26 protein-coding genes and 1 pseudogene are annotated in these 23776 nt (G+C 71.6%); 1 reads left to right on the forward strand and 26 read right to left on the reverse strand.

What is annotated here, in order from left to right; all coding sequences use genetic code 11:
• Positions 1-249 (reverse strand): annotated as a pseudogene (locus L0B03_RS02210) (tRNA pseudouridine(38-40) synthase TruA); the annotation flags it as partial.
• Positions 250-488: 239 nt separating this feature from the next.
• Between L0B03_RS02210 and L0B03_RS02215 the strand changes: the two are divergent.
• Positions 489-1283: an ROK family protein gene (locus tag L0B03_RS02215; protein WP_250443575.1), complete on the forward strand. Its 795-nt coding sequence runs from the start codon at positions 489-491 to the stop codon at positions 1281-1283.
• On the opposite strand, the gene L0B03_RS02220 is transcribed toward L0B03_RS02215, so the two are convergent.
• The 25 genes from L0B03_RS02220 to rplP form a co-directional block, all read right to left on the reverse strand.
• A complete protein-coding gene (locus L0B03_RS02220) occupies positions 1280-2053 on the reverse strand; it encodes an alpha/beta fold hydrolase (RefSeq protein WP_250443577.1) in 774 nt (257 codons plus the stop codon). The two genes, L0B03_RS02215 and L0B03_RS02220, sit on opposite strands and share 4 nt — an antisense overlap.
• A 103-nt stretch (positions 2054-2156) precedes the next feature.
• Positions 2157-2717 (reverse strand): 50S ribosomal protein L17, encoded by a 561-nt coding sequence (gene rplQ / locus L0B03_RS02225; RefSeq protein ID WP_250443579.1) that lies wholly within the window; start codon positions 2715-2717, stop codon positions 2157-2159.
• A 67-nt stretch (positions 2718-2784) separates the two neighbouring features.
• Positions 2785-3789 carry a DNA-directed RNA polymerase subunit alpha gene (locus L0B03_RS02230; RefSeq protein WP_250443580.1) on the reverse strand — a complete coding sequence of 335 codons (1005 nt, stop codon included), beginning with the start codon at positions 3787-3789 and terminating at the stop codon, positions 2785-2787.
• Between the two features lie 168 nt (positions 3790-3957).
• The gene (gene rpsK / locus L0B03_RS02235; RefSeq protein ID WP_208056016.1) at positions 3958-4359 is read right to left on the reverse strand and encodes a 30S ribosomal protein S11; all 402 of its coding nucleotides are present in this window, start codon (positions 4357-4359) and stop codon (positions 3958-3960) included.
• A gap of 81 nt (positions 4360-4440) precedes the next feature.
• The gene (rpsM, locus tag L0B03_RS02240) at positions 4441-4818 is read right to left on the reverse strand and encodes a 30S ribosomal protein S13 (protein ID WP_208056017.1); all 378 of its coding nucleotides are present in this window, start codon (positions 4816-4818) and stop codon (positions 4441-4443) included.
• A 198-nt stretch (positions 4819-5016) separates the two neighbouring features.
• Complete coding sequence (gene rpmJ, locus L0B03_RS02245; RefSeq protein ID WP_003956441.1) at positions 5017-5130, reverse strand: 50S ribosomal protein L36; 114 nt, start codon at positions 5128-5130, stop codon at positions 5017-5019.
• An 84-nt stretch (positions 5131-5214) separates the two neighbouring features.
• Positions 5215-5436: a translation initiation factor IF-1 gene (infA, locus tag L0B03_RS02250; protein WP_024286981.1), complete on the reverse strand. Its 222-nt coding sequence runs from the start codon at positions 5434-5436 to the stop codon at positions 5215-5217.
• Between the two features lie 152 nt (positions 5437-5588).
• Entirely contained in the window at positions 5589-12440 is a 6852-nt protein-coding gene (locus L0B03_RS02255) for an SdrD B-like domain-containing protein (RefSeq protein ID WP_250443582.1), read from the reverse strand.
• A 188-nt stretch (positions 12441-12628) separates the two neighbouring features.
• The gene (locus L0B03_RS19490; protein ID WP_250443584.1) at positions 12629-15184 is read right to left on the reverse strand and encodes a LuxR C-terminal-related transcriptional regulator; all 2556 of its coding nucleotides are present in this window, start codon (positions 15182-15184) and stop codon (positions 12629-12631) included.
• Between the two features lie 46 nt (positions 15185-15230).
• The gene (gene map / locus L0B03_RS02265) at positions 15231-16055 is read right to left on the reverse strand and encodes a type I methionyl aminopeptidase (protein WP_250443588.1); all 825 of its coding nucleotides are present in this window, start codon (positions 16053-16055) and stop codon (positions 15231-15233) included.
• A gap of 12 nt (positions 16056-16067) precedes the next feature.
• The gene (locus tag L0B03_RS02270) at positions 16068-16643 is read right to left on the reverse strand and encodes an adenylate kinase (protein WP_250443592.1); all 576 of its coding nucleotides are present in this window, start codon (positions 16641-16643) and stop codon (positions 16068-16070) included.
• A complete protein-coding gene (gene secY / locus L0B03_RS02275) occupies positions 16640-17938 on the reverse strand; it encodes a preprotein translocase subunit SecY (protein ID WP_250443594.1) in 1299 nt (432 codons plus the stop codon). Before secY ends, L0B03_RS02270 begins: the two co-directional genes overlap by 4 nt.
• Positions 17939-18096: 158 nt before the next feature.
• On the reverse strand, positions 18097-18828 hold the full coding sequence (gene rplO, locus L0B03_RS02280; RefSeq protein WP_250443597.1) for a 50S ribosomal protein L15: 732 nt from the start codon (positions 18826-18828) through the stop codon (positions 18097-18099).
• A gap of 2 nt (positions 18829-18830) precedes the next feature.
• On the reverse strand, positions 18831-19013 hold the full coding sequence (gene rpmD, locus L0B03_RS02285) for a 50S ribosomal protein L30 (RefSeq protein ID WP_208056022.1): 183 nt from the start codon (positions 19011-19013) through the stop codon (positions 18831-18833).
• Positions 19013-19642, reverse strand: a complete 630-nt coding sequence (gene rpsE, locus L0B03_RS02290) for a 30S ribosomal protein S5 (RefSeq protein ID WP_208056023.1) — start codon at positions 19640-19642, stop codon at positions 19013-19015. The genes rpmD and rpsE overlap by 1 nt, the downstream gene beginning before the upstream one ends.
• A 40-nt stretch (positions 19643-19682) precedes the next feature.
• Positions 19683-20054, reverse strand: coding sequence for a 50S ribosomal protein L18 (rplR, locus tag L0B03_RS02295; protein ID WP_250443600.1), 372 nt, complete (start codon positions 20052-20054; stop codon positions 19683-19685).
• A gap of 1 nt (position 20055) precedes the next feature.
• Positions 20056-20592 (reverse strand): 50S ribosomal protein L6, encoded by a 537-nt coding sequence (gene rplF / locus L0B03_RS02300; RefSeq protein WP_250443602.1) that lies wholly within the window; start codon positions 20590-20592, stop codon positions 20056-20058.
• A gap of 23 nt (positions 20593-20615) precedes the next feature.
• On the reverse strand, positions 20616-21014 hold the full coding sequence (gene rpsH, locus L0B03_RS02305; RefSeq protein WP_250443605.1) for a 30S ribosomal protein S8: 399 nt from the start codon (positions 21012-21014) through the stop codon (positions 20616-20618).
• Between the two features lie 67 nt (positions 21015-21081).
• Positions 21082-21267, reverse strand: coding sequence for a type Z 30S ribosomal protein S14 (locus L0B03_RS02310; protein ID WP_208056027.1), 186 nt, complete (start codon positions 21265-21267; stop codon positions 21082-21084).
• 1 nt (position 21268) lies between these two features.
• Positions 21269-21838, reverse strand: a complete 570-nt coding sequence (gene rplE / locus L0B03_RS02315; protein WP_250443608.1) for a 50S ribosomal protein L5 — start codon at positions 21836-21838, stop codon at positions 21269-21271.
• Complete coding sequence (gene rplX / locus L0B03_RS02320; protein WP_208056029.1) at positions 21838-22179, reverse strand: 50S ribosomal protein L24; 342 nt, start codon at positions 22177-22179, stop codon at positions 21838-21840. The genes rplE and rplX overlap by 1 nt, the downstream gene beginning before the upstream one ends.
• A gap of 2 nt (positions 22180-22181) precedes the next feature.
• Positions 22182-22550 (reverse strand): 50S ribosomal protein L14, encoded by a 369-nt coding sequence (gene rplN, locus L0B03_RS02325; RefSeq protein WP_208056030.1) that lies wholly within the window; start codon positions 22548-22550, stop codon positions 22182-22184.
• A gap of 115 nt (positions 22551-22665) precedes the next feature.
• The gene (gene rpsQ, locus L0B03_RS02330; protein WP_284501286.1) at positions 22666-22965 is read right to left on the reverse strand and encodes a 30S ribosomal protein S17; all 300 of its coding nucleotides are present in this window, start codon (positions 22963-22965) and stop codon (positions 22666-22668) included.
• Positions 22966-22979: 14 nt separating this feature from the next.
• The gene (rpmC, locus tag L0B03_RS02335; RefSeq protein WP_208056032.1) at positions 22980-23222 is read right to left on the reverse strand and encodes a 50S ribosomal protein L29; all 243 of its coding nucleotides are present in this window, start codon (positions 23220-23222) and stop codon (positions 22980-22982) included.
• Complete coding sequence (gene rplP, locus L0B03_RS02340; protein WP_208056033.1) at positions 23222-23641, reverse strand: 50S ribosomal protein L16; 420 nt, start codon at positions 23639-23641, stop codon at positions 23222-23224. Before rplP ends, rpmC begins: the two co-directional genes overlap by 1 nt.
• Positions 23642-23776 lie beyond the last annotated feature (135 nt).

The raw sequence follows: 23776 nt of genomic DNA on the forward strand, positions 1-23776 counted from the left end.
CCCCGGGGCCGCGACCCGCCTGCCGCGGACGGCGCGCCAGGTCTCGGCCTCGAGGTCCAGGTGCGCGACCTGACCCCGAGCGTGCACCCCTGCGTCGGTGCGCCCGGCGACCGTGAGCCGCGGCTCGACGCACCGCAGCACGGTGCCCAGGGCCGCCTCGAGGGTGCCCTGGACGGTGCGCAGCGCAGGTTGGCTCGCCCATCCCGCGAAGCCTGTCCCGTCGTAGGAGAGATCGAGGCGGACCCGCACGAGGCCGTCGCCGGGGGCCGCGGGGACAGCCGGACCTGGAGCACCTGCCTCGCCCGCAGGGACCGGGGTGGCCTCGACCGGTGCCCGCGGTGCCGGGGTCGCTGGGCTCACGGCGCGGTCCTCGTGGTCACGGGGCAACGCTACCCACCGGGCGAGACCCCTCGGGACGCCCCGCGGCCTGACGCTCCCGCTGGACCCCCACCGCGTCCCGTCGTCGTCCCGCGTCGTACGCTCGCCCCATGACCGACCCGGCCCCGGCCACCCCGCGCACCCTCGCGGTCGACTGCGGGGGCGGCGGCATCAAGGCCTCGGTGCTCGACGCCGCCGGCACCCTGCACGTCCCCGCCGTGCGGGTGCCCACCCCGTATCCCCTGCCCCCCGGGCGCCTGGTCGAGACGGTGCTGGCGATCGCCGCGGACCTGCCCGCCGCGCAGCGGGCGACGATCGGCATGCCAGGGATGATCCGGCACGGGGTCGTCATCGCCACCCCGCACTACGTGACGCGGGCCGGACCGCGCTCTCGCGTGGACCCCGAGCTCGTGGACGCGTGGTCGGGGTACGACGTCGCCGCCGCGATGCGCTCCGCCCTCGGCCTGCCCACCCTGGTCCTCAACGACGCCGAGGTGCACGGCGCCGGGGTGGTCTCCGGGGCAGGGGTCGAGCTCGTCCTGACCCTGGGCACCGGCCTGGGGTCCGCACTGTTCGACGGCGGGCGCCTCGCCCCGCACCTGGAGCTGTCCCACGCCCCGGTCCGCCGCGGCGTGACCTACGACGGGTACCTCGGCGAGCACGAACGACGTCGGCTCGGGGACGGGTCGTGGTCGCGGCGGGTGCGGCGCGCCGTCGAGGGCCTCCGCCCGGTGGTCCGCTGGGACCGGCTCTACCTGGGCGGGGGCAACGGACGGCGGATCAGCCCGACCGTGCTCGCCGCCCTCGGCGACGACGTGGTGGTGGTGCCCAACTCCGCGGGGATCGTGGGTGGGGTCCGAGCGTGGTCCCTACCGGGCATCCGCACGGACGACGCCGCGGCCTAGGCCTGCCCCGCGTCGTCGGCCGCCCTTCTCCGCTCGAGCTCGTCGAGCTCGTCGAGCTCGTCGAGCTCGTCCAGAGCCTCGAGCAGGACGCGGGTGAAGCCCACCGGGCGGACGACGTTCACCAGGTGGGTGGCGCCGCGCACGGTGACGAGCCGGCCGTCGGGGCAGGAGTCGACCAGCTGTCGCTCCTGGGTGCGGAAGTGGTCCCACCTGCCGTTGACGACCCAGACCGGGCAGCGCGTGCGGGCGAGGTCCTCGAGCGGCCGCACGTCGCGGATGGTCCGCAGGAGGTCGACCATCACGTCGAGGGCGAAACCGCCCTCGGCCAGTGCCTCTGCGCCCTCCCGGGGCAGCGCCCGTTCCACCAGGGTGCGGTTGAGCCACGCGCCGCGGTCGGGCAGAAGCGCGATCCCCTGGGCCAGTCGCAGCCAGGCGCCCGTCAGCCACGTGTCGGGGTCCGTGCTGCAGCCGGCGGCGAGGAGACCCGCGACCCGGTCAGGATGGCGGGCCGCGTAGGCGATGCCGAGGTAGCCCCCGAGGGACAGCCCGACCAGCACCGCCCGGCCTCCGACCCGCTCGACGGCCTCGTCGATCGCGTCCAGACCGCCCTCGACGTCGAACCGTTCGTCGATGCGGCGACCGTGACCCGGGAGGTCGATGGCCAGGTGGGGCCGTCCGAGGCGGGTGAGGGCGTCGACCTGCGGGCGCCACATGGTCCGGGAGACCCGCGCCCCGTGGACGAGGACCACGGGCACGGGAGCTGAGGGCACCCTCGCACGCTACCGAAGGCCGGAGGACGCCGCAGGGCCCGGACCGTGACGGTCCGGGCCCTGCGATGCCGACAGCCTGATCGCCCGCCGGGGTGACCTGGGGTCAGGCCTTGTCGTTCTCCGCAGCCTCGGTCGACTCCTCGGCCGGGGCCTCGGTCGTCTCCTCGGTCGCGGTCTCCTCGACGGGGGTCTCCTCAGCAGGAGTCTCCTCAGCCGTGGGCTCCTCCTCGGCCGGCGCGGCGGCCTTGGGGGCGGACTTCTTGGTGGCCTTCTCGGCCTCACGCACGGTCGCCTGCTTGGGGCTCACGGGCTCCATCACCAGCTCGATGACGGCCATGGGGGCGTTGTCGCCCTTGCGGTTCCCGACCTTCGTGATGCGCGTGTAGCCACCCTGACGCTCGGCCATGGCCGGGGCGATCTCGGTGAACAGCTCGTGCGCGACGGCCTTGGAACGCACGGTCCCGAGCACCCGGCGACGCGAGGCGAGGTCGCCACGCTTGGCGAAGGTGATGAGCCGCTCGGCCAGCGGGCGAAGCCGCTTGGCCTTGGTCTCCGTGGTGGTGATGCGGCGGTGCTCGAACAGGCTCGTCGCCAGGTTGGCGAGGATGTGCCGCTCGTGCGCCGGGCCACCGCCGAGCCGCGGACCCTTGGTGGGCGTAGGCATGGTCTGTACTCCTCAGTTCTCGAAGATCTGCGGGCCGCTCGGCGTCACCGGACGGCCCTGCACGGGGTCAGGACGGCTCGTCCTCGGTGTACTCGCTGTCGTCGTAGTACGCCGCGGCGGTGGGGTCGAAGTCGATCGGGCTGTCCTTGAGGGACAGTCCGAGACCCTGGAGCTTCTCCTTGACCTCGGTGATCGACTTCGCACCGAAGTTGCGGATGTCCAGCAGGTCCGCCTCGCTGCGGGCCACGAGCTCGCCCACGGCGTGGATGCCCTCGCGCTTGAGGCAGTTGTACGAACGGATCGTGAGCTGGAGCTCCTCGATCGGGAGGGCGAGGTCGGCCGCGAGGGCGGCGTCCGTCGGCGACGGGCCGATCTCGATGCCCTCGGCCTCGACGTTGAGCTCGCGGGCCAGGCCGAAGAGCTCGACGAGCGTCTTGCCGGCCGAGGCCAGCGCGTCGCGGGGCGAGATCGCCGACTTGGTCTCGACGTCCACGATGAGCTTGTCGAAGTCGGTGCGCTGCTCGACACGGGTCGCCTCGACCTTGTAGGTCACCTTGAGGACCGGCGAGTAGATCGAGTCGACCGGGATGCGGCCGATCTCGGAGTCGTAGGCCTTGTTCTGCGAGGCCGAGACGTAGCCGCGACCGCGCTCGACCGTGAGCTCGATCTCGAGCTTGCCCTTGCCGTTGAGGGTCGCGATGTGCAGGCCCGGGTTGTGGATCTCGACCCCGGTGGGCGGCGTGATGTCCGCGGCGGTGACCGTCCCGGGGCCCTGCTTGCGCAGGTACATGACGACGGGCTCGTCGTTCTCCGAGGAGACGACGAGCTCCTTGATGTTCAGGATGACCTCGGTGACGTCCTCCTTGGCACCGGTCACGGTGCTGAACTCGTGCAGCACGCCGTCGATGCGGATCGAGGTGACCGCGGCCCCCGGGATCGAGGACAGGAGGGTGCGGCGCAGGGAGTTGCCGAGGGTGTAGCCGAAGCCAGGCTCGAGCGGCTCGATGACGAACCGCGAGCGGCTGTCGGTGAGGACCTCTTCGGTCAGGGTGGGGCGCTGTGCGATGAGCACGGTGGTGTTCCTCTCAGTGTGCGTCCGCCATATGACGCATCACGCTGTGCGGCCTGCAGGATCTCGGTCCACCCGGCAGGGTCGAGATGAGGGGTCCGCGGGAGCTGGGCTCACCGGCGGACCTGCTCGGGGCCGGACGGGGAGCTTCCCGTCCGGCCCCGAGACGCGTCAGACGCGGCGGCGCTTGGGGGGGCGGCAGCCGTTGTGCGCCTGGGGCGTCACGTCCTGGATCGAGCCGACCTCGAGGCCGGCCGCGGTGAGCGAACGGATCGCGGTCTCACGGCCCGAGCCGGGCCCCTTGACGAAGACGTCGACCTTCTTCATGCCGTGCTCCTGCGCACGACGCGCAGCGGCCTCGGCGGCGAGCTGGGCGGCGAAGGGCGTCGACTTGCGCGAGCCCTTGAAGCCGACCTGGCCCGAGGACGCCCACGCGATGACGGCCCCGGCAGGGTCGGTGATCGAGACGATCGTGTTGTTGAACGTGCTCTTGATGTGGGCCTGGCCCACGGCGATGTTCTTCTTCTCCTTGCGACGCGGCTTGCGCGACGCGGTGCGGGTCTTGGGAGGCATAGCGGTTCTTCTCCTGGTCTGAGGTCGTCGGACCGTCCGGGTGCACGGCGAGCCGTGCTGTCCACGCAGACGGACTGCTGGCTACTTGCGGGCCTTCTTCTTGCCGGCCACGGTGCGCTTGGGGCCCTTGCGGGTACGCGCGTTGGTCTTGGTCCGCTGACCACGGACGGGCAGCCCGCGGCGGTGCCGGATGCCCTCGTAGCTGCCGATCTCAACCTTGCGGCGGATGTCCGCGGCGACCTCACGGCGGAGGTCACCCTCGAGCTTGAAGTTGCCCTCGAGGTGGTCGCGGAGGGCGACCAGCTCGGCGTCACCGAGGTCCTTGACGCGAAGGTCGGGGCTGATCCCCGTGGCGGCCAGCGTCTGCTGGGCGCGGGTACGGCCGACGCCGTAGATGTAGGTGAGCGCAACCTCGAGCCGCTTGTCGCGGGGGAGGTCGACGCCGACGAGACGTGCCATGTGCCAGGTGCTCCTGTACTACGTCGGAGGTCTTCCGCGCGGCCTTCCCGCTGCTGCGGGCCCCGGCCTCCGACCGGGGGTTGCCTCACGCCCGAGGGCGATGAGCGCTGACCGTGCGCTGATGACTGCCCGCCGAGGCGGGCCGTCGGGTCGATCTGTCGACCTGGTGCACCCCGGTGTGAGCCGGGACGCCGGGGCTCAGCCCTGGCGCTGCTTGTGCCGCAGGTTGTCGCAGATGACCATCACGCGACCGTGCCGGCGGATCACCTTGCACTTGTCGCAGATCTTCTTGACGCTGGGCTTGACCTTCATTGCTCGTTCCTCCGCCGCCGCACGCGCACACGAGCGTGCGACGGGCGACAGTGTCGTCGGGGTGCCCGGGAGGGCACCGGCGGACTACTTGTAGCGGTAGACGATCCGGCCACGGGACAGGTCGTACGGGCTCAGCTCAACAACCACCCGGTCCTCAGGGAGGATCCGGATGTAGTGCTGACGCATCTTGCCCGAGATGTGGGCGAGCACCCTGTGACCGTTCGCCAGCTCCACGCGAAACATCGCGTTCGGCAGGGCCTCGACCACGCTGCCCTCGATCTCGATGACACCGTCCTTCTTCGCCATATCCTCCGCTAACTCTCTGGGACTCCTGCAGGACCGCGCCGCGGACGACCGGCCGGAGCCGCTCGACGAGACGTGGGGTGACGTGTGCTGCCGGCGGACCGGACATGACCGAAGTCGCACACCCAACGGACCATCCTACGCCATGCGCGGCCTCATCGGTACCGGCGTCGGATCACCCCCGAGCGTGCCGTGAGGACCGCTCCGGCGACCAGGAGGAGCGCCGCCGTGAGCACGAGCCCGAGCACCCCGCCGGGCCCGGTCCAGGCCAGCCGACCGGCCGGGTCGGAGGCGTCGGACTGCGCGTCCGCACCAGGGCTCTCGTCCCCCGAGCCCGTCCCACCCGGTGCCTCCTCGTCCGTGCCCTCGCCACCGTCGGGAGACCCGTCGCTGCCCGAGGTGTCGACGACGAAGCCGAAGTCCAGGGTGAGGTCCTCCTCGCCCCCGACGAGGGTCCGCGACCAGGCACGCCAGGTCGAGGAGTCGACCGCGCGATCCTCCCCCGCGCCGCTGCGTGTGGGGCTGAGGCCCGCGAGCGCCCGCGCAGAGGCCGCGGTGTCGATCGCGACGCGGTAGCGCCCCGGCGGCAGCGCCTCGAACAGGTAGTCGCCGTTCTCGTCGGTGGTCCGGGGACCGACCAGCGCCCCCGTCACGTCGCGGACCCTCGTGCCGTCCGGGTTCCGCAGCACCAGCACGACACCCGCGATGCCGCGCTCCCCCGGCCCCTGAAGGCCGTCGCCGTCGGTGTCGAACCACACCCGGTCCCCCACCCGCACGGGCAGCTCGACGAGCCCCGCGTCGCGGGTCGGGTCGAGGTGGTCCGCAGCGATGCCGTCCGACGGCGCCGCAGGACGCTGGAACGGGTTGGTCGCCCCCGGGCCGAGGTCGAAGACCGCGGTCCTGCTCACCGTGGGGGCCTCGGTCACGGCGGCGTCCGAGTCGGCGTGGCCGTCCGTCCCCTGCAACAGCTCGGTGAAGCTGTACCGCGCGGCGTGATCCTCGTCGAGGACGAAGCCGATCATCCAGCTCCCGGCGGGGACCATGTCGAACAGGTATCGCCCGTCGGCACCGGTCGTCGTGACGGCCCAGGCCTCGGTCTCGCCCTCGCGGTAGAGCAGGACCTGCACGCCCCCGACGCCGGGCTCCCCCGCCCCCTGGCGGCCGTCACGGTTGCGGTCGAGCCAGACCCGGTCGCCCACGGCGTAGTTCGGTGTCGCGTAGCGGATGCCGGCCTTGAGCGGCACCGAGGTCAGGGGCAGCGCGCTGCCCTGGTGCTGGACACGGAAGGCGAACGAGTTCCAGGCGTCGGTACCGTTCGCAGCACCGCCCTCCGGGGCGAGCATGGACCACTCGACCCCCAGGCTCTGGCCCGTGAGCCAGAGGTTGCCGGGCGCCAGGTCGATGACGAACCGGAAGCCGGTCACCTGCGCGGCCTCGGCCGGGGCCATGTCGGCACTGACCTCGGTCCACGTCCCGGGGACGGGGTCGAAGGCGGTCGACCCCGTGGTCTGGCCCGCGTGGTGCGGCTCGGTCGTCGCCCACACCGTGAGCTCGGCACCGGGGTGCGCTGCCGACGCCGCGTCGAGGACCGGCAGCCCGCCGTCCCACTGCGGGGTCCACGCGCTCCCGCGCGAGGCCGTCGTCAGCGGCGAGTAGTCACCCGGGGTCGGCAGCATGTCGACGATCTCGAGGCGAGGCGTCGGCGCGGAGGCCAGGCTGGTGACCTCGACCTTCCAGTCGATCGTCCCGCCCGCCAGCACCTCGGCCGAGCACGGGAAGCGGTACCAGGTCGCGTCGGCCCCGGGGCCCCGAGGGGCGCAGGTGGCGGAGGGGTCGACGGTGTGGACCGCTCCCCGACCCGTGCTCACCCACTTCTGCGACACGAAGGTGTCCGCACCACCCAGCGCGAGGGCGGCCGAGCTCCTGGTGCAGGTCTCCGTACCGGGGTCGTAGGTGGACGGCGCCGCGCACGAGGAGACCGAGTCCGGGTCGGTCGAGGCCCCCGAGACGGGGCGGCCGGTCGCGGTCACGGACGCCTCGTTGACGACCTGGATGGTCGACAGCTGCTCCGAGAGCCGCAGGCTCAGGTCGACGGTGACGGTCTGCCCCGGCGCGAGGCGCGCGTCCTGGGGCCAGGCGAAGGTCACCGTCCGGGCGTCGGTGTCGTGCGTGACCACCGGCAGCCCGAGCTCGTCAGGGCCCGGGGAGACCGCGACCGCCCAGGTCGAGGAGTCGACGAAGTCCAGGGACTCGTCCGCGGGCAGGTGGTCGACGACCACCAGACCCAGGACGTCGGCCCCCGTGGCAGCCGGGGCACCGTTCGCCACCGTGATCGTGTAGTCGACCATGTCCCCCGGGGCGTAGCCGCCCGAGGGAGCCGCCTGCTTGTCCATCGACAGCTCGGCACGGCCGGCCCGGACCTCGAGGGTGTCGGTGTGCTCGGTCCGCGTCCCGGAGGTCACGCCCGTCCGGTAGGCCTGACCTGTGACCACGTTGGTCACGCGGCCGGTGACGGTCTCCCCCGGGTTGGTCTCGGACTCGTCGGCCCAGTCAGCCGGCGCGGCCACGGCGCTGGGCAGGCCCCCGCTCAGCAGGGCAGCGCGCAGCCGACCCTCGAGGACCACGACACCCAGGTCGGTGCCCGGGCTCAGGATCAGCTCGCCGTCGGTGTCGACCATCGTCACGCGGACCGCGATGACGTCGGACCAGGCGGCACCGGCCGCGTCCTGCCCCAGGACGAGCTCCCCCGGACCCGACCGCACGTCCGCCTCGATCCAGTCCAGCGCCCCCGAGTACTCCCCGGCGGCCGTGACGGTGAGGTCCTCGTCCCGCAGGACGACCTCGAGACGCGCCTCCTCAGCCCCGCCCACCAGGGCGTCCAGGCGGGCGCCGGTCAGTCCCACCGCGTTGTAGAAGCGCGGATCGGCGTCGACCAGCTCGAGGCTCTCGGCGGCGCTGTTGCCGAAGCTCTGGACGTCGAGGCGCACCTCGAGGTCGTGGTCGGCGTCACGGTGCACGGTCGCGCGGTCGATGCTCTTCGTCACGAAGGCCTTCACCTCGGCGTCGGCGATCGTCAGGGTGTCCTGCGCCGTCGCGGAGGCCGGGTCCATGGCGCAGTCCGGCGTGGCGGTGGTGCCGTCGTCACCGTCGTTCTCGGCGACGCACACACGCTGGTCACGCACCTCGGCACGGACCTCGTTGTCGATGGCGAGCCCCGGCCCGGGCGCGACGTCGGTCGCTCGGTGCTCCGCGCGGAGCTGGGTCACGAGCTCGAGCCCCACCTGGGCCGTGAGCGACCGCGGGATGCGGCCCTCGTACTCGACGGTGATGCCGACGACGTCGGCGAGCTGCTCGGTCGACATCGCCAGGAGCTCGTCACGGGTGACCTGTCGGCTCACGACGTCGTCGGTCGCGGGGCCGTGCTCGTGCAGCTGCACCGTCAGCCCCGTCGCGCCGGGGACATCGCCCACGGGGGTGAGTCCCACGACGTCGGTCACGTCGAACCAGCCGAACGGCGCGTCCTCGGCGACGAGGTCCTCCAGGTCGGTGAAGGCCGGCTCGTGCAGGGTCAGGAGGTCGACCGGCACGGGGCTCGCGTTGCGGCCCGTCACGGTGAGGGGCGCCGTCGGCCACACCGGCGCGTCGGCGTCGACGGGCAACGGCAGCTCACGGACCTCGGAGTTGTCCGCCCCGCCCGAGGAGTTGTCCGCCGCGCGCCGCCAGTCCTTGGTGGTGGCGGCCGCGAGGACGGCCGGGGTGATGTCCACGGTCCGGTCCTCGACGTGACCGACCGGCCCGCCCAGGGGTGTCCCGTCCCCGGCGACCTCGGCGTCGTTGACGACCCTGCCGGGCTCCCCCGGGACGTTGTACTCGAGGGCGTCGTTGATCACCGTGCCGTCGGCCCGCGAGACGTCGCGCAGCGACACGGCGAGGACGATCCCCCGCGCGGGGTGGACCGAGGTCGCGACCTCGCCGGTCACCAGGCTCGGGGCGAGCGAGGCCCGCCAGTCCCCCTGTGCCTCGAGGGAGCCGACGACGGCGGCGCGCTCGACGTCGGAGAGCGGCGAGTACACGAGCCGGACCCCTCCGGCGACCTCCCGCTCTGCGGAGCTCAGGTCGAGCCGAGGCATCACGACCCAGTCGTTGCCGGGCCCTGCAGCTGCACCCGCGTACGGGACGGCGGCCGCCCCGACCGGCTTCCAGGTCGCATCAGTGGTGTCGAAGTACTCGACCGCGGTGATCTGGTCGAACACGAGGTACGGGTCGTAGGCCCCCGTCCCGGCGGCGGGCCCGGAGGTGATCCGTCCCACGGCGTCCAGGTCGAAGGTGTCCCAGAAGCTGCTGCTCGCCCCCGTGGCGGGGTCGCCCGCGGTGAGGTCGTTGCCGTCCGTCACCGTGACCGAGCCGTGGCCGGTCCCCTGGGTACCCCAGGTCAGCCGTGCCGTGAGCGCCCCACGGCTCCCCTCGGTCACGTCGCCCGCGATCCTCTTCACCAGGGCGGCGGGGCCGCCGGCGCCCGCGTCGTAGGCCTCGACCTCGTCGCAGGCCGGTCCGTCGCGGTCGGAGTACACCTGGCCGCCGTACTCGACCGAGCCGATGGCGTGCGCGCAGTTGACCAGCAGCTCACCGGGAGCAACCGCCGCGCCCGAGGTGGGCGTCGGACGCACCGCGAAGGTCACGAGGGCCTGCACACGGCTGGCGCCCTCAAAACCCGCGGCCCGACGGTGCTCGACCCGCAGCCCGGTCCACGCCGAGGTGTCGCCGAGGGCGACGACGGTGGTGTCCGTGTAGGTGCCGAGGACGCTCCAGTCGCCGTCCACGTCGCGGTAGTGGACGGTCGCCTCGTCTTCCGCCGCGACCGGCAGGTCGATCGAGGTCGGGGCCATGACGGCCCACCAGCGCGGGGAGGCGTCGGCGATCTCCTCGATGACCAGGGAGGTCGGGGCGGTGTTGCCCGGCACCGAGGTCGCCTGGAGCACGGCGAGCACGGACGAGCCCGGTGCGGTCGAGACGTACCCCTGGGGGATCCGCTTGGTGATCTCGGCGCCCACGCTCGGCGCCTCGACCCCGAGGTCGGCCCGCGAGACGGGACGGTTGCCGCTGTCCGGCGTGCGCGGCGCGACCCCGGAGACCTCGCCACCGATCGACGTCGTCGCGAGCACGTGGTTCGCGTACACGCCCGGCTCGGCGTCCGCGCCCGGGGTGAGCAGGTACGGGAGAGAGGCCCGCACGCCGGTCGGGATCGGGTCACCGCTGCGGTCGACGAAGGTTGCGGTCAGGCCGGTGACGGCCGCCCAGGAGCCGATGCTCTGGGGGGAGGTGAGCGCGCCGGGCCCCGGCAGCGGATCCCCCGGGACGAGGGTCACGGTCGCCGTGCCGGCCGCCGAGGTCACCGTGAGCTCGAGCTCCTCGGCATCGCTCGGCCAGACCAGGCCGGCGCCGTTCGGTCCCGACGCCGGGTCGCCGTCGACGAACCCGTCGCCGAACCCCGCGAACACGAGACCCGAGTCGGCGAACATGGCCCCGTCGAGGTCCCCGAGCCCGAGGGCCGGCGGGTTGGCGTCGAGGTCACCCTGCGCGGGGCGCTCGACCAGGCGGAGGGAGTCGACCCCCTGCCGGGTCCAGTTGGTCCCCGTGATGGTCGCGACGGCGTACGAGCCGACAGGGACCTCGGTCAGGGCTTCCCCCGACCCCGGCGCCGTGTACTCCTTCGTCGAGCTCGCGTACGGGCGCGGGTCCAGGACCTCGGTCACGGCGGTGTCCTGCGAGGTGCCCGGGACCTCCCCGGCGATCCCGGAGGTGGCCACGGTCCGCGCCGTGTTCTCGAGCCGCAGCACCCCGAAGCTGTCGGCGGGGCCGCCGCCGGAGTCGAAGTCCACGGTGCCGTGACGGGCGAGCACGGCCCCGTCGTCGTCCCCCCACTGCTCGGTGGTCAGCTCCAGCCCCGCCGTGGCCCCGGTGGCGATGGAGGCACCCGCTGCCGCGGTGAAGACGGCGCGCAGCCCGGTCACGTCCCGCGGTGAGACCAGGGCGGCGAGCCACGCGTTCGCCTCGCCCTGGCCGGCCAGGGCGGGCGAGGTCACCTGCTCGACGCCGTCGGCCCAGGTGGTCAGGACCAGGGATGCGGCGCCGTCGGGCCACTCGGTGATCTCGGCCCCGGAGAGCGCGACGATGTTGAAGGCCTCGGCACCGGCGGGCACCGCGGTCGGGTCGGCCGGCTCGGTGATCGTCAGCGTCCGCGTCGGCTCGCCCGTGTTCGTCCCGAGGATCGATGCCGTGTTGGTCGTGCTCACCCCCTGGCCCGACAGCCAGGAGCCCTGGCCCCAGGACTTCGCCGTCTCCGTCGAGAGCACGGGCACGAACGTCGTCGTCACGGCGATGCCCGCCACGGGGCCGCTGCCGCTCTCGTCCTCAGGGGTCACGACCAGGGTCCCGGTCTGCTCCCCCCCGCCCACCGGCGGGTGGACCACGGCGCGCAGCAGGAGGTTGCCGGTCGTGCCGCTCACCAGACCCGTGGTGCCCGCGACCTCGTCGGCGAACTGGATGCGGATCGCGGCGACGTCGGCCAGGACGCCACTGCCGCTCGGGACCTCCACGCCCCCCGCGTCGAGGTGGGTCACTGTGTAGGCCCCCGGGGACGAGGCGCTCGGCGTGAGCCACGCGTCCAGGACGAGGTCCTCGAGGCCGAGGGTGAAGGCCGCGTCCAAGCACCCGTCGGCGCTGTCCGCGGGGCAGGTGTACGAGAGCGCGAACTGCTGCGCGTCCTGGGCACGGTCGCTGTCGAGGACGTAGACGCCGTCCTCGCCGGTGAGCCCGTCGGCGGGGATCATGCCGCTCGCCGTGAGCTGCAGCCGGGCCGCCGGGTCCGCGGCCGCGGGGGCCGCGACACCTACCGTCGCCAGGCCCATCGTCACCACGGCGACGAGGAGGGCGGCGAGTCCGCGGGTGGTCCGACGCCTCGCGTCGCGTCGGGCACGGGAGAACGGCAGCAGAGCAGCGCGGGTCATCGTCACGTCCATCAGGAGTCGGGGTCACAGCCAGGGCCCCGACCGACGGCCGGGTGCTCCTCGTGACTCCTCGTCGCGCCCCGGGGACAGCACGAGATGAAAGCCGAGGTGAACCGGTGGGAGGGCGCCAGGACGCCGCGCCCGAGCCGTCCTCGGACCGGGCGGTGCGCGCCCCGGGGCAGGTCAGGTCAGGACGCGTCGGAGGTGAGGGAGAACCCGTGGGCGAGGGCCGCTGCGAGGGTCTCGGACCGCGTCCTCGTGCCGAGCTTGCGGTAGATGCTGCGCACCTGCGTCTTGACGGTGTTGATCGACACCACCAGGGTGCGTGCGATCTCCTGGTGGGAGGCGGTGCGGGCGAGCTCGATCAGGACCAGCCGCTCGCGCTCGCTCAGCTGGACCACCACGAGGTCCGGCACGGCGTCGGGGGCCCGTGTCACCCACTCAGGGAGCGGGACGTCCCGGGCTGCTCGGGCCAGCGCGAGGACGTCAGCCCGGGGACCCGTGGCCACTCCCCGCCAGCACTCGTCCCGGCGGGCCCTTCCCACGGCGTCGGCGAAATGCTCTCCGCCCGCCATGGGGTCCAGACGACGTTCGGCCACGGCGAGGGCGACCAGCAGGTCGACCCGGCGGAACCCGTGGGCCTCGTGGGCGACCAGTCCGGCGGCTGCCTCGATCTTGGCGGTCTCGGGGTCGCCCAGAGCCAGCGCGAGGCGCGCGCGCGCGGCCTTGAGGAGGTAGCCCTCCCCCGCCCCCTCGAGGAGTTCACGGGCGTGGGCCGACCGACCCAGCCGAAGGTCGAGGTCGACGGCCACCGACGTCAGCAGAGCGTGGGCCAGAGAGCCCACCTGGGCGGTCTCGGGTTCAGCCAAGGCGTGGCTCGCCAGCTCGGCCGCGGCCTCGCGGGGGCGCGAGCCGCAGACCGCGAGGTGCGCGCGGACGTAGGCCTCGACGATCCAGCCGGGGTGCGCCCCCTCCAGGGACGTGAAGCGCGCCAGCGCCGCATCCGCCTCGGCCAGCTCCCCTGCCTCGCTCGCCAGGAGCGCCTCGACCAGAGGGTCCCACTCCTCGACGAACTGCCGCAGGAACCCCTCCGCCCGGGGCAGGGCGGACGCCCGGTCGAGCCACCGCCGCGCACGAGCCCGGTCGCCGTGGAGGGCATGGATCAGCGCGGCGTTCGTCGCGCCGTTGCGGGCCACGTAGGAGGTGTCCGTGGAATGGCCGGTCCAGTACCCCTCCTGGAAGTCACGCACCGCCTGGGTGAGGTCCCCCGCGAGCAGGCTCACCAGGCCCCACTGGACGTAGAGCAAGGACCGCAGGTCCGGGGCGAGCGCGACCCACCCCTCGGGCTCGTCGCGCGCGAGGGCTCGCTGCTGGTCGACGACGGGGACCGCGAGCAGGGGCTGGCGCGCGGAACGGAGCGCGACGAGGAGGGTCACGCCCTCGGTCAGCACGTCTTGCATGGGCCGGTCGACCAGTCCGGCCCGGAGCGTGCCCGCGAAGGCCTCGGCGCCGACCGCGTCGGAGGGGAACTCGACGAGCAGGGTGCGGACGAGGGAGATCGAGGGGCTCGCCAGGAGGAGGTCCTCAGGTACCGCACCGATCCAGGCCGCCAGGCGGTCGCCGTGGTGCACCGCGAGGCTCGGCCAGTGCTGGTCGAGCACGGCCACCATCGTCTCGTGGTCCTCGGCCAGCCACGCGGCCTCCGCTGCTGCGTCCGGCATGCCCTGCTCCATGTACCACCTCGCGGACCACCGCAGCAGAGCGGCCTCCTCCGCACCAAGGGCGGCGTCCCCTCTCGCCCCCTGGAGGGCGTCCCGAATCCCGGGGGCCTGCGCGAGAGGGCTGTCCGGGTCCGAGCCGACCGCGACGCACAGGCCGGAGTCGACCAGCTGGCCGACCACGTCGATCCCCTCGTCGAGGTCAGCATCGGCCGCCAGGGCGTTCACGATCCCACGGGGCAGCCGTGGGAGGAGCGCGAGCTGCGCCGCCAACCTCCGCAGCGCGTCAGGGTGGAGCCTGCCGAGCACGTACCGCACGAAGTCCCTCGCCGCGGTCCCCCTGGGGTCCCGTGCCAGCGCAGCCGTCGGCCCGGCCCACCCGTCGTACGTGCGACGGATCTCCTCGGCCTCCGCGTGACCCGCGGCGTGCGCAGCAGCATCGCGGTCGACCCCTGGCTCGCCCAGCACCGCTCGTGCCGTGACCTGCCCGCTGGCCGGGCCCTCGAGCAGGGCGAGCACCTCCTCCGTGGTGAGGGCGAGGTCGGGGGCTGTGAGCACGGTGGCGGCGTGCTCGACCCGACCGAGCATCTCGACCGGGCGCAGCAGCTCGGTCGAGACGAGCACACGCGTGCTCGGGGACTGGCGCAGCAACGCCATGAGGTCTCTGTCGACCGTGTCGTCGGCGAGCAGCTCGGCGCGTTCCACCACGAGCACGGACGGGCCGGTCAGGCCCGCGAGCGCGCCGAGGGCCTGCCGAGCGACACCACGCCCGCGGTCGTCCTCGACCCCCAGCCGGGACAGGACCTCCGCCCACACGTCAGCCGCGTCGCAGTGCCTCGGGTCGACCTCGACCCGGAAGACCTGACGACCGCGCGACCGGCACGCTGCTACCCACTGGTCGACCAGGACCCTCTTGCCGGTGCCCCTCGGTCCCCGGAGCACGGTGAGCCGGGAGCCGCCGTCGATGTGTGCGACGAGCCGGGTCCGCTCGATCAAGCCGTCGCCCTGCCCGACCTCGCGCGGCACGGCACCTCCTCATGGGTCCTGGCTGCCGCGGCAGACCGGTGCGCTGCTAGGGCTCCCACGGCGCGATGGTCACGCCGAGAGCGGCGAGCCGCTCGGCGCCCCCGTCCGGCGCGGTGAGGACCCACACCCCGTCGGGCCCGATGGCCACGGTGTGCTCCCAGTGGGCGGCGCGCTGCCCGTCCATGGTGACGACCGTCCAGTCGTCCTCGAGCACCTGGGTGGTCCGGGAGCCGCGGGTCAGCATCGGCTCGACCGCCACGCAGAGGCCGGCGCGAAGACGGGGACCCTTGTCGCGGGTCCGGTAGTTGAGCACCTCGGGGGGTTGGTGCATGGCGCTGCCGATCCCGTGGCCGACGTACTCCTGGACGATCCCGTAGCTCGTGCCCGAGGCAGCAACCACGTCCTCGACGGCGTCGCCCACGCCGCCGAGCCGGTCGCCCTTGGCCAGGGCCGCGATCCCAGCCCACATGGCCTGCTCGGTGGCGTCGCTCAGGGCGAGGTCGTCCGGGTCGGCGTCGGGCAGCACGGTCGTGAAGGCAGCGTCACCGTGCCAGCCGTCCACGACCGCGCCGCAGTCGACCGAGACCACGTCGCCCGCCTCGAGCACCCGCGGCCCGGGGATGCCGTGCACGATCTCGTCGTTCACCGAGACGCAGATCGACGCGGGGTAGCCGTGGTAGCCGAGGAAGGAGGACGTCGCGCCGGCCTGGGCGAGCGTCGCCGCGGCTACTGCGTCGAGGTCGGCCGTCGTCGCACCGGGGCGCATCGCCTCGCGGACGGTCCGGTGGATGTCAGCCACGACGAGCCCCGCGCGGCGCATCGTCTGCACCTGCTCGGCGGTCTTGTACTCGATCTTCTCGCGTCCGAACATCGGGGGGAGTCCTCAGACCGCAGCAGTGATCGCGGCGACCACGCGGGCCGTCACCTCGTCGATCGTGCCGATCCCGTCGACGCGGACGAGAAGTCCGCGCTCGGCGTAGGCCGACGTGAGCGGGGCGGTCTGCTCGGCGTAGATGTCCAGGCGCCTGGCGATCGCCTCCGCGGTGTCGTCCTCACGCCCCTCGGTCTCCGCGCGCTGGCGCAGCCGGGCGAGCAGCTCGGACCGGTCAGCGGTCAGCTCGACGACCCGGTCCAGGGCCGCCCCGAGGCCGGTGAGGATCTCGTCGAGCTCGACCACCTGCGCGGCGTTGCGCGGATACCCGTCGAGGATGAAGCCACCAGCCGCGTCGGCCTGGGCGAGCCGGTCCCGCACCATCGCGTTGGTGACCTCGTCGGGCACGAGGTCACCCTTGGCGGTGTATGACTGGGCCAGCACACCGAGCTCGGTGCCACCCTTGATGTTGGCGCGGAAGATGTCACCGGTCGAGATGGCCGGGACGTCCAACCGCTCGGCGAGCCGCTGCGCCTGCGTCCCCTTGCCGGCCCCCTGCGGGCCCATGATCACCAGACGTGAGGTCACCGCAGGAACCCTTCGTAGTGCCGCTGCTGCAGCTGCGACTCGATCTGCTTGACGGTCTCGAGGCCCACACCCACGACGATGAGGATGGATGCCCCGCCGAACGGGATGTTGGCGCCGACCCCGAGCCAGATGAACACGAGCAGCGGGATGAGGGCGACGAAGGCGAGGTAGACCGACCCGGGCGCGGTGATGCGAGAGATCACGTAGTCGAGGTACTCGGCCGTCGGCCGTCCTGCCCGGATGCCCGGGATGAAGCCGCCGTACTTCTTCATGTTGTCCGCGACCTCGTCAGGGTTGAACGTGATCGCCGTGTAGAAGTACGCGAAGAAGATGATGAGGACGAGGTAGAGCGCGATGTGCAGCGGGGCCTCGGGCGCAGCGACGTACGTCGAGAGCCAGATCACCCACCCTGCGGTCTGGTCGCCGAACTGGGCCGCGAGGCCCGGGATCGCGAGCAACGAGGAGGCGAAGATGACCGGGATGATGCCCGCCATGTTGATCTTGATCGGGATGTAGGTGCTCGAGCCGCCGTACATCTTCCGCCCGACCATCCGCTTGGCGTACTGCACGGGGATGCGTCGCTGGGACTGCTCGACGAAGACCACGAGGGCGATGACGAGCAGGATCACGAGCATCACGATGACGAAGTTCGTCAGGCCGTTCTCGCCACCGGCGATCGACCACATCGCACCGGGGAAGGTCGCCGCGATCGAGGTGAAGATCAGGAGCGACATGCCGTTGCCGATGCCGCGCTCGCTGATGAGCTCCCCGAGCCACATGATCAGCGCGGTGCCGGCAGTCATCGTGATGACCATGAGCACGATCGTCGCTACCGAGTCGTCCGGGATGAGCGGCACCGGGCACTCGGGGAAGAGAAGGTTGTTGCGAGCCACCGTGATGACGGTGGTCGACTGCAGGATCGCCAGCCCGATCGTCATGTACCGGGTGTACTGGGTGAGCTGGGCCGTGCCCTGCTGGCCCTCCTTGTGGAGGGCCTCGAAACGCGGGATGACCACGCGCAGCAGCTGGGTGATGATGCTCGCCGTGATGTAGGGCATGATCCCCAGCGCGAACACCGAGAGCTGGAGCAGCGCGCCACCGCTGAACAGGTTCACCAGACCGAGCAGGTCGTTGGTGCCGTCCATCGACGCGACGCACTGCTGCACGTTGCCGTAGTCCACGCCCGGGGTCGGGATGAAGGAACCCACCCGGAAGATCACCATGATGGAGATCGTGAACAGCAGCTTGCGCCGCAGGTCGGGCGTCCGGAACGCCCGCACGAATGCGCTGAGCACTAGTCCTCCTGCTCCGCCCGAGAGCGGTGTGTCGTCATGCCGGTGCCCCGGCGTACGGGTTGATCACCCGCGGGAGGCCGCATGGAACCCTAACCGACTTCCGACCGGGGACGGCACAGGGGCCGGGTCGCGCGTCGCGTCCCGGCCCCTGGTCCATCTCAGTCCTGGTCGACGGACCCGCCAGCGGCGAGGATCTTCTCCTTGGCCGAGGCCGAGACCGCCTGCACCTGGACGTTGAGCTTGACGCTCACGTCACCGCTGCCGAGGACCTTCACCGGCGAGCCCTTGCGGACCGCGCCCTTCGCCACCAGGTCATCGACGGTGACGTCGCCACCCTGGGGGTACAGCGAGGCCAGGCTGTCCAGGTTGACCACCTGGTACTCGACCCGGAACGGGTTCCTGAAGCCGCGGAGCTTGGGCAGCCGCATGTGCAGCGGCATCTGCCCACCCTCGAACCGCTCGGGCACCTGGTAGCGGGCCTTGGTGCCCTTGGTGCCTCGACCGGCGGTCTTGCCCTTGGACGCCTCACCACGACCCACGCGGGTCTTGGCGGTCTTCGCGCCGGGCGCAGGCCGCAAGTGGTGCAGCTTGAGCGTGCCGCCCGCGCCCTCGGTGGTCGACGACCCCTTGGTCGCCGACGCCTTCGAGGCCGACGACTTCGAGGCCGACGACTTGGGCGCGGTTGCCTTGGCCGCAGACGTGCTCGGCTTCTCGGCCGAACTCTCGGTCTTGGCCTTGCTGGCCGTACCGGCGGACTTCGCGGTGCTGCTCTTGGCCTTCGCGGGCTTGTCGGCCGCCGCGGTCTTGGCGGCGCCCGTCTTGCTCGCAGGCTTCTTGGTGGGGGCCGCGGCCGAGGTGTCCTCGGACGGGTCCTTGGTGCTGTCTGCCATGGTCAGTCGACCTCCTCAACGGTGACGAGGTGCGCCACCGTCACGACCATGCCGCGGATCTCAGGACGGTCCTCCTTGACGACGACGTCGCCGATGCGCTTGAGGCCGAGGGTCCGCAGCGTGTCGCGCTGGTTCTGCTTGCCGCCGATGGCGGACTTGGTCTGGGTCACCTTGAGACGGGCCATCACGCACCTGCCTTCGCAGCGACGCCCTTGGCACGGGCACGCAGCATCGAGGCCGGCGTGACGTGCTCGAGGGGCAGTCCACGGCGAGCGGCCACGGCCTCGGGCTCCTCGAGCCCACGCAGAGCAGCCACCGTGGCGTGCACGATGTTGATCGCGTTGGTCGAGCCCATCGACTTCGAGAGCACGTCGTGGATCCCGGCGCACTCCAGGACGGCGCGCACCGGCCCGCCGGCGATCACACCGGTACCTGGGGAGGCGGGCCGCAGGAAGACGACTCCGGCCGCTGCTTCACCCGTGATGGGGTGCGGGATCGTGCCCTGGATGCGGGGGACGCGGAAGAAGCTCTTCTTCGCCTCCTCGACACCCTTCGCGATCGCGGCGGGCACCTCCTTGGCCTTGCCGTAGCCGACACCGACGGTGCCGTCGCCGTCGCCCACGACGACGAGCGCCGTGAAGCTGAACCGACGTCCGCCCTTGACGACCTTCGAGACGCGGTTGATGGTCACCACGCGCTCGAGGAAGGCGCTCTTGTCGGGCGCGTCGCCGCGGCGACCGCCGCCGTCCCGACGACCGCCATCGCGGCCGCCGCCGGCCTGACCGCCGGTGTTGCTGCGCTGAGGTGCAGCCATCAGTGAATCCTCTTCTTCCGAACGGGAGTGGTGGTCGTCGTCACAGGGACAGCCCGCCCTCGCGGGCGCCGTCGGCGACCGCTGCGACCCGGCCGTGGTACTTGTTACCCCCACGGTCGAAGACGACGGCCTCGACACCGGCGGCCTTGGCACGCTCGGCGATCAGCTCGCCCACGCGCTTGGCCTTGGCGACCTTGTCGGCGTCCGACGCACGCAGGTCGACCTCGAGGGTCGACGCCGAGGCGACCGTGCGGCCGACCGAGTCGTCGACGACCTGGGCGACCATGTGCCGGCTGGACCGGCTGACGACCAGGCGGGGACGCTGCGGGGTGCCTGAGACCTTCTTGCGCAGTCGCAGGTGACGGCGGGCGCGGGCAACTGCCTTGCCCTTGCCACGAATGGTGAGTGCCACGTTACTTACCAGCCTTTCCGGCCTTGCGGCGGACGACCTCGCCGGCGTAGCGCACGCCCTTGCCCTTGTAAGGCTCGGGCTTGCGGATCTTGCGGATGTTCGCAGCGACCTCGCCGACCTGCTGCTTGTCGATGCCGCTCACAGAGAAACGAGTGGGCGACTCGACAGCGAAGGTGATGCCCTGCGGGGCGTGCACGACGACCGGGTGGCTGAAGCCGAGGGCGAACTCGAGGTCCGAGCCCTTGGCTGCCACGCGGTAGCCCGTACCGACGATCTCGAGCTTCTTCTCGTAGCCGGCGGTGACGCCGGTGACGAGGTTGGCGAGCAGCGTCCGGGTGAGACCGTGCAGCGATCGCGATGCACGCTCGTCGTCGGGGCGGGCAACCACGAGGGTGCCGTCCTCCTGCACGACCGTGATCGGTGCCGGGATGGTGTGGGACAGCTGTCCCTTGGGGCCCTTGACGGTCACCGCGGCGCCGTCGATGGTGACGTCCACGCCGGTCGGGACCGGGACGGGGACCTTGCCAATTCGAGACATGGTTCTCTCCTCTCGGTCTCGGGCTACCAGACGTAGGCGAGGACTTCCCCACCTACGCCCTTCGTGGCGGCCTGCTTGTCGGTCAGGAGACCAGAGGACGTGGACAGGATCGCCACGCCGAGGCCGCCCAGAACACGGGGCAGGTTGGTCGACTTCGCGTACACGCGCAGGCCCGGCTTGGACACGCGGCGCACACCCGCGAGCGAGCGCTCGCGGTTCGGGCCGAACTTGAGCTGGATGGTGAGGTACTTGCCCACCGGCGCGTCCTCGACGCTCCAGCTCGCGATGTAGCCCTCGGCCTGGAGGATCTCAGCGATGTGAGACTTCAGCTTCGAGAACGGCATCGTCACGGAGTCGTGGTACGCGGAGTTCGCGTTACGCAGACGGGTCAGCATGTCTGCGATCGGGTCGGTCATCGTCATCGGGCTTGTGCCCTTCCTCGCCGGGGTATCCCCGCGCTAGTGCGCAAGGGGACCTGCGACGTAGTTGTTACCAGCTGCTCTTGGTGACGCCGGGAAGCTCACCACGGTGCGCCATCTGGCGCAGGCAGATCCGGCAGAGGCCGAACTTGCGGTAGACCGAGTGCGGCCGGCCGCACTTCTGGCACCGGGTGTAGGCGCGCACGCTGAACTTGGGCTTGCGCGCCGCCTTCTTGATGAGGGCAGTCTTCGCCATGTCAGTTCTCCTTGAACGGGAAGCCCAGACGGCGGAGCAGCGAACGGCCCTCGTCGTCGGTGGTCGCGGTCGTCACGATCGTGATGTCCATACCACGCACCCGGTCGGTCTTGTCGGGGTCGATCTCGTGGAACATCACCTGCTCGGTCAGGCCGAAGGTGTAGTTGCCGTGACCGTCGAACTGCTTGGGCGACAGACCACGGAAGTCACGGATGCGGGGAAGTGCCAGCGACACCAGTCGGTCCCCGAACTCCCACATCCGGTCTCCGCGCAACGTGACGTGCGCACCGATGGGCATGCCTTCACGGAGCTTGAACTGGGCGATCGACTTGCGGGCCTTGGTGACCTGGGGCTTCTGCCCCGTGATCGCGGTGAGGTCGCGGATGGCGCCCTCGATCAGCTTGGAGTCCTTGGCGGCGTCCCCGACACCCATGTTCACGACGATCTTCGTGAGACGGGCGACCTGGTTGATGTTCTCGTGGCCGAACTCCTCACGCAGTCCGGGGAGGATCTCCTCGGCGTAGCGCGTCTTGAGGCGCGGCGCGACCTTGGTCTCAGTCGTGGTGCTCATCAGATGTCCTTACCGGAGCGCTTGGCCACCCGGACACGCACCGTGCGGGTCCGGCCGTCGCGCTCGATCTCCTCGGTGCGGTACCCGACCCGGGTGCCCTTCTTGGTCTCCGGGTCGACCAGCATGACGTTGCTGACGTGGATGGCGGCCTCGACGGTCTCGATGCCACCCGTCCGCGTCCCGCGGCTCGACTGACCCGCCTTGACGTGCTTGGTCACGCGCTGGACGCCCTCGACCACGATGCGGTCGGTCTCCGAGAAGACCTCCAGCACGCGGCCCTGCTTGCCCTTGTCGCGGCCCGAGATGACGACGACGAGGTCGCCCTTCTTGATCTTTGCCATGGTCAGAGCACCTCCGGCGCCAGCGAGATGATCTTCATGAACTTCTTGTCGCGCAGCTCGCGGCCCACCGGACCGAAGATGCGGGTCCCGCGAGGCTCGCCGTCGCCCTTGAGGATCACGGCGGCGTTCTCGTCGAACTTGATGTACGAACCGTCGGGCCGACGGCGCTCCTTGGTGGTGCGCACGATCACGGCCTTGACGACGTCGCCCCGCTTGACGTTGCCGCCGGGGATGGCGTCCTTGACGGTCGCGACGATGACGTCGCCGATACCGGCGTAGCGACGGCCAGATCCGCCGAGAACACGGATGCAGAGAATCTGCTTCGCTCCCGTGTTGTCGGCGACCTTGAGTCGCGACTCCTGCTGGATCATCTACCTACTCCTGTCGTCTGCTGGTTCTCGCTGCGCTCATCGCTGCGAGCCTGGCCGAACGGATCGCTGTGGTCGAGCTGCGGACCGGTCGTGGCGCGAGGCCCGATCGGTCGGACTACTTGGCCTTCTCGAGGATCTCCACCACACGCCAGCGCTTGGTCGCCGACAGCGGACGGGTCTCCATGATGAGGACGAGGTCGCCCGCTCCGGCCGCGTTGGCCTCGTCGTGCGCCTTGACCTTGCTCGTGCGTCGCATGACCTTGCCGTAGAGCGGGTGCTTGACCCGGTCCTCGACCTCGACCACGACGGTCTTGTCCATCTTGTCGCTGACCACGTAGCCGCGCCGCGTCTTGCGGTACGGCCGGTGCTCGGCCACCGGCGCCGCGGCGTCGGTCTTGTTCGTGTCGGTGCTCATCTATGACCTCTCGCTCACTCAGCGCTAGCGCTGGGTGCGGTACGGATGCCGAGCTCGCGCTCGCGCAGGATCGTGTAGATCCGCGCGATGTCGCGACGAACGGCCTTGAGGCGCCCGTGGCTCTCGAGCTGGCCCGTAGCAGACTGGAAGCGGAGGTTGAAAAGCTCCTCCTTGGCCTTCTTCAGCTCGGCGACGAGCGCGTCGTCGTCCATGCCGTCGAGCTCGACCGGAGCAAGCTCCTTGGAACCGATAGCCATCAGCTGCCACCACCCTCGCGGACCACGAAACGGGTCTTCATCGGGAGCTTGTGCATCGCACGACGCATGGCCTCACGGGCCAGGGGCTCGGGGACACCCGCGAGCTCGAAGAGCACGCGACCCGGCTTGACGTTGGCGATCCACCACTCGGGGGAACCCTTACCCGACCCCATACGGGTCTCCGCCGGCTTCTTGGTCAGCGGACGGTCGGGGTAGATGTTGATCCAGACCTTGCCACCACGCTTGATGTGGCGGGTCATGGCGATACGAGCAGCCTCGATCTGGCGGTTGGTGACGTAGGCAGGCTCGATGGCCTGGATGCCGTAGTCGCCGAAGGCGATCGTGGTGCCACCCTTGGCCGCGCCGGAGCGCGAGGGGTGGTGCTGCTTGCGGTGCTTGAGCCTGCGCGGGATCAGCATGCTCAGGCCTCCGTTCCGGACTCGGTCGCCTTCTCGGCGGGCGCGGCTGCAGGAGCCTCGGTCGCCGCGGCAGGCTGCGCGGGGGCGTCGGTCCGCTCGGGACGACGCGCGCCCCCACGGGCCGGGCGGTCACCA

Origin of the sequence: Actinotalea sp. C106, from assembly GCF_023630195.1 — a bacterium.
Lineage (GTDB): Bacteria > Actinomycetota > Actinomycetes > Actinomycetales > Cellulomonadaceae > Actinotalea.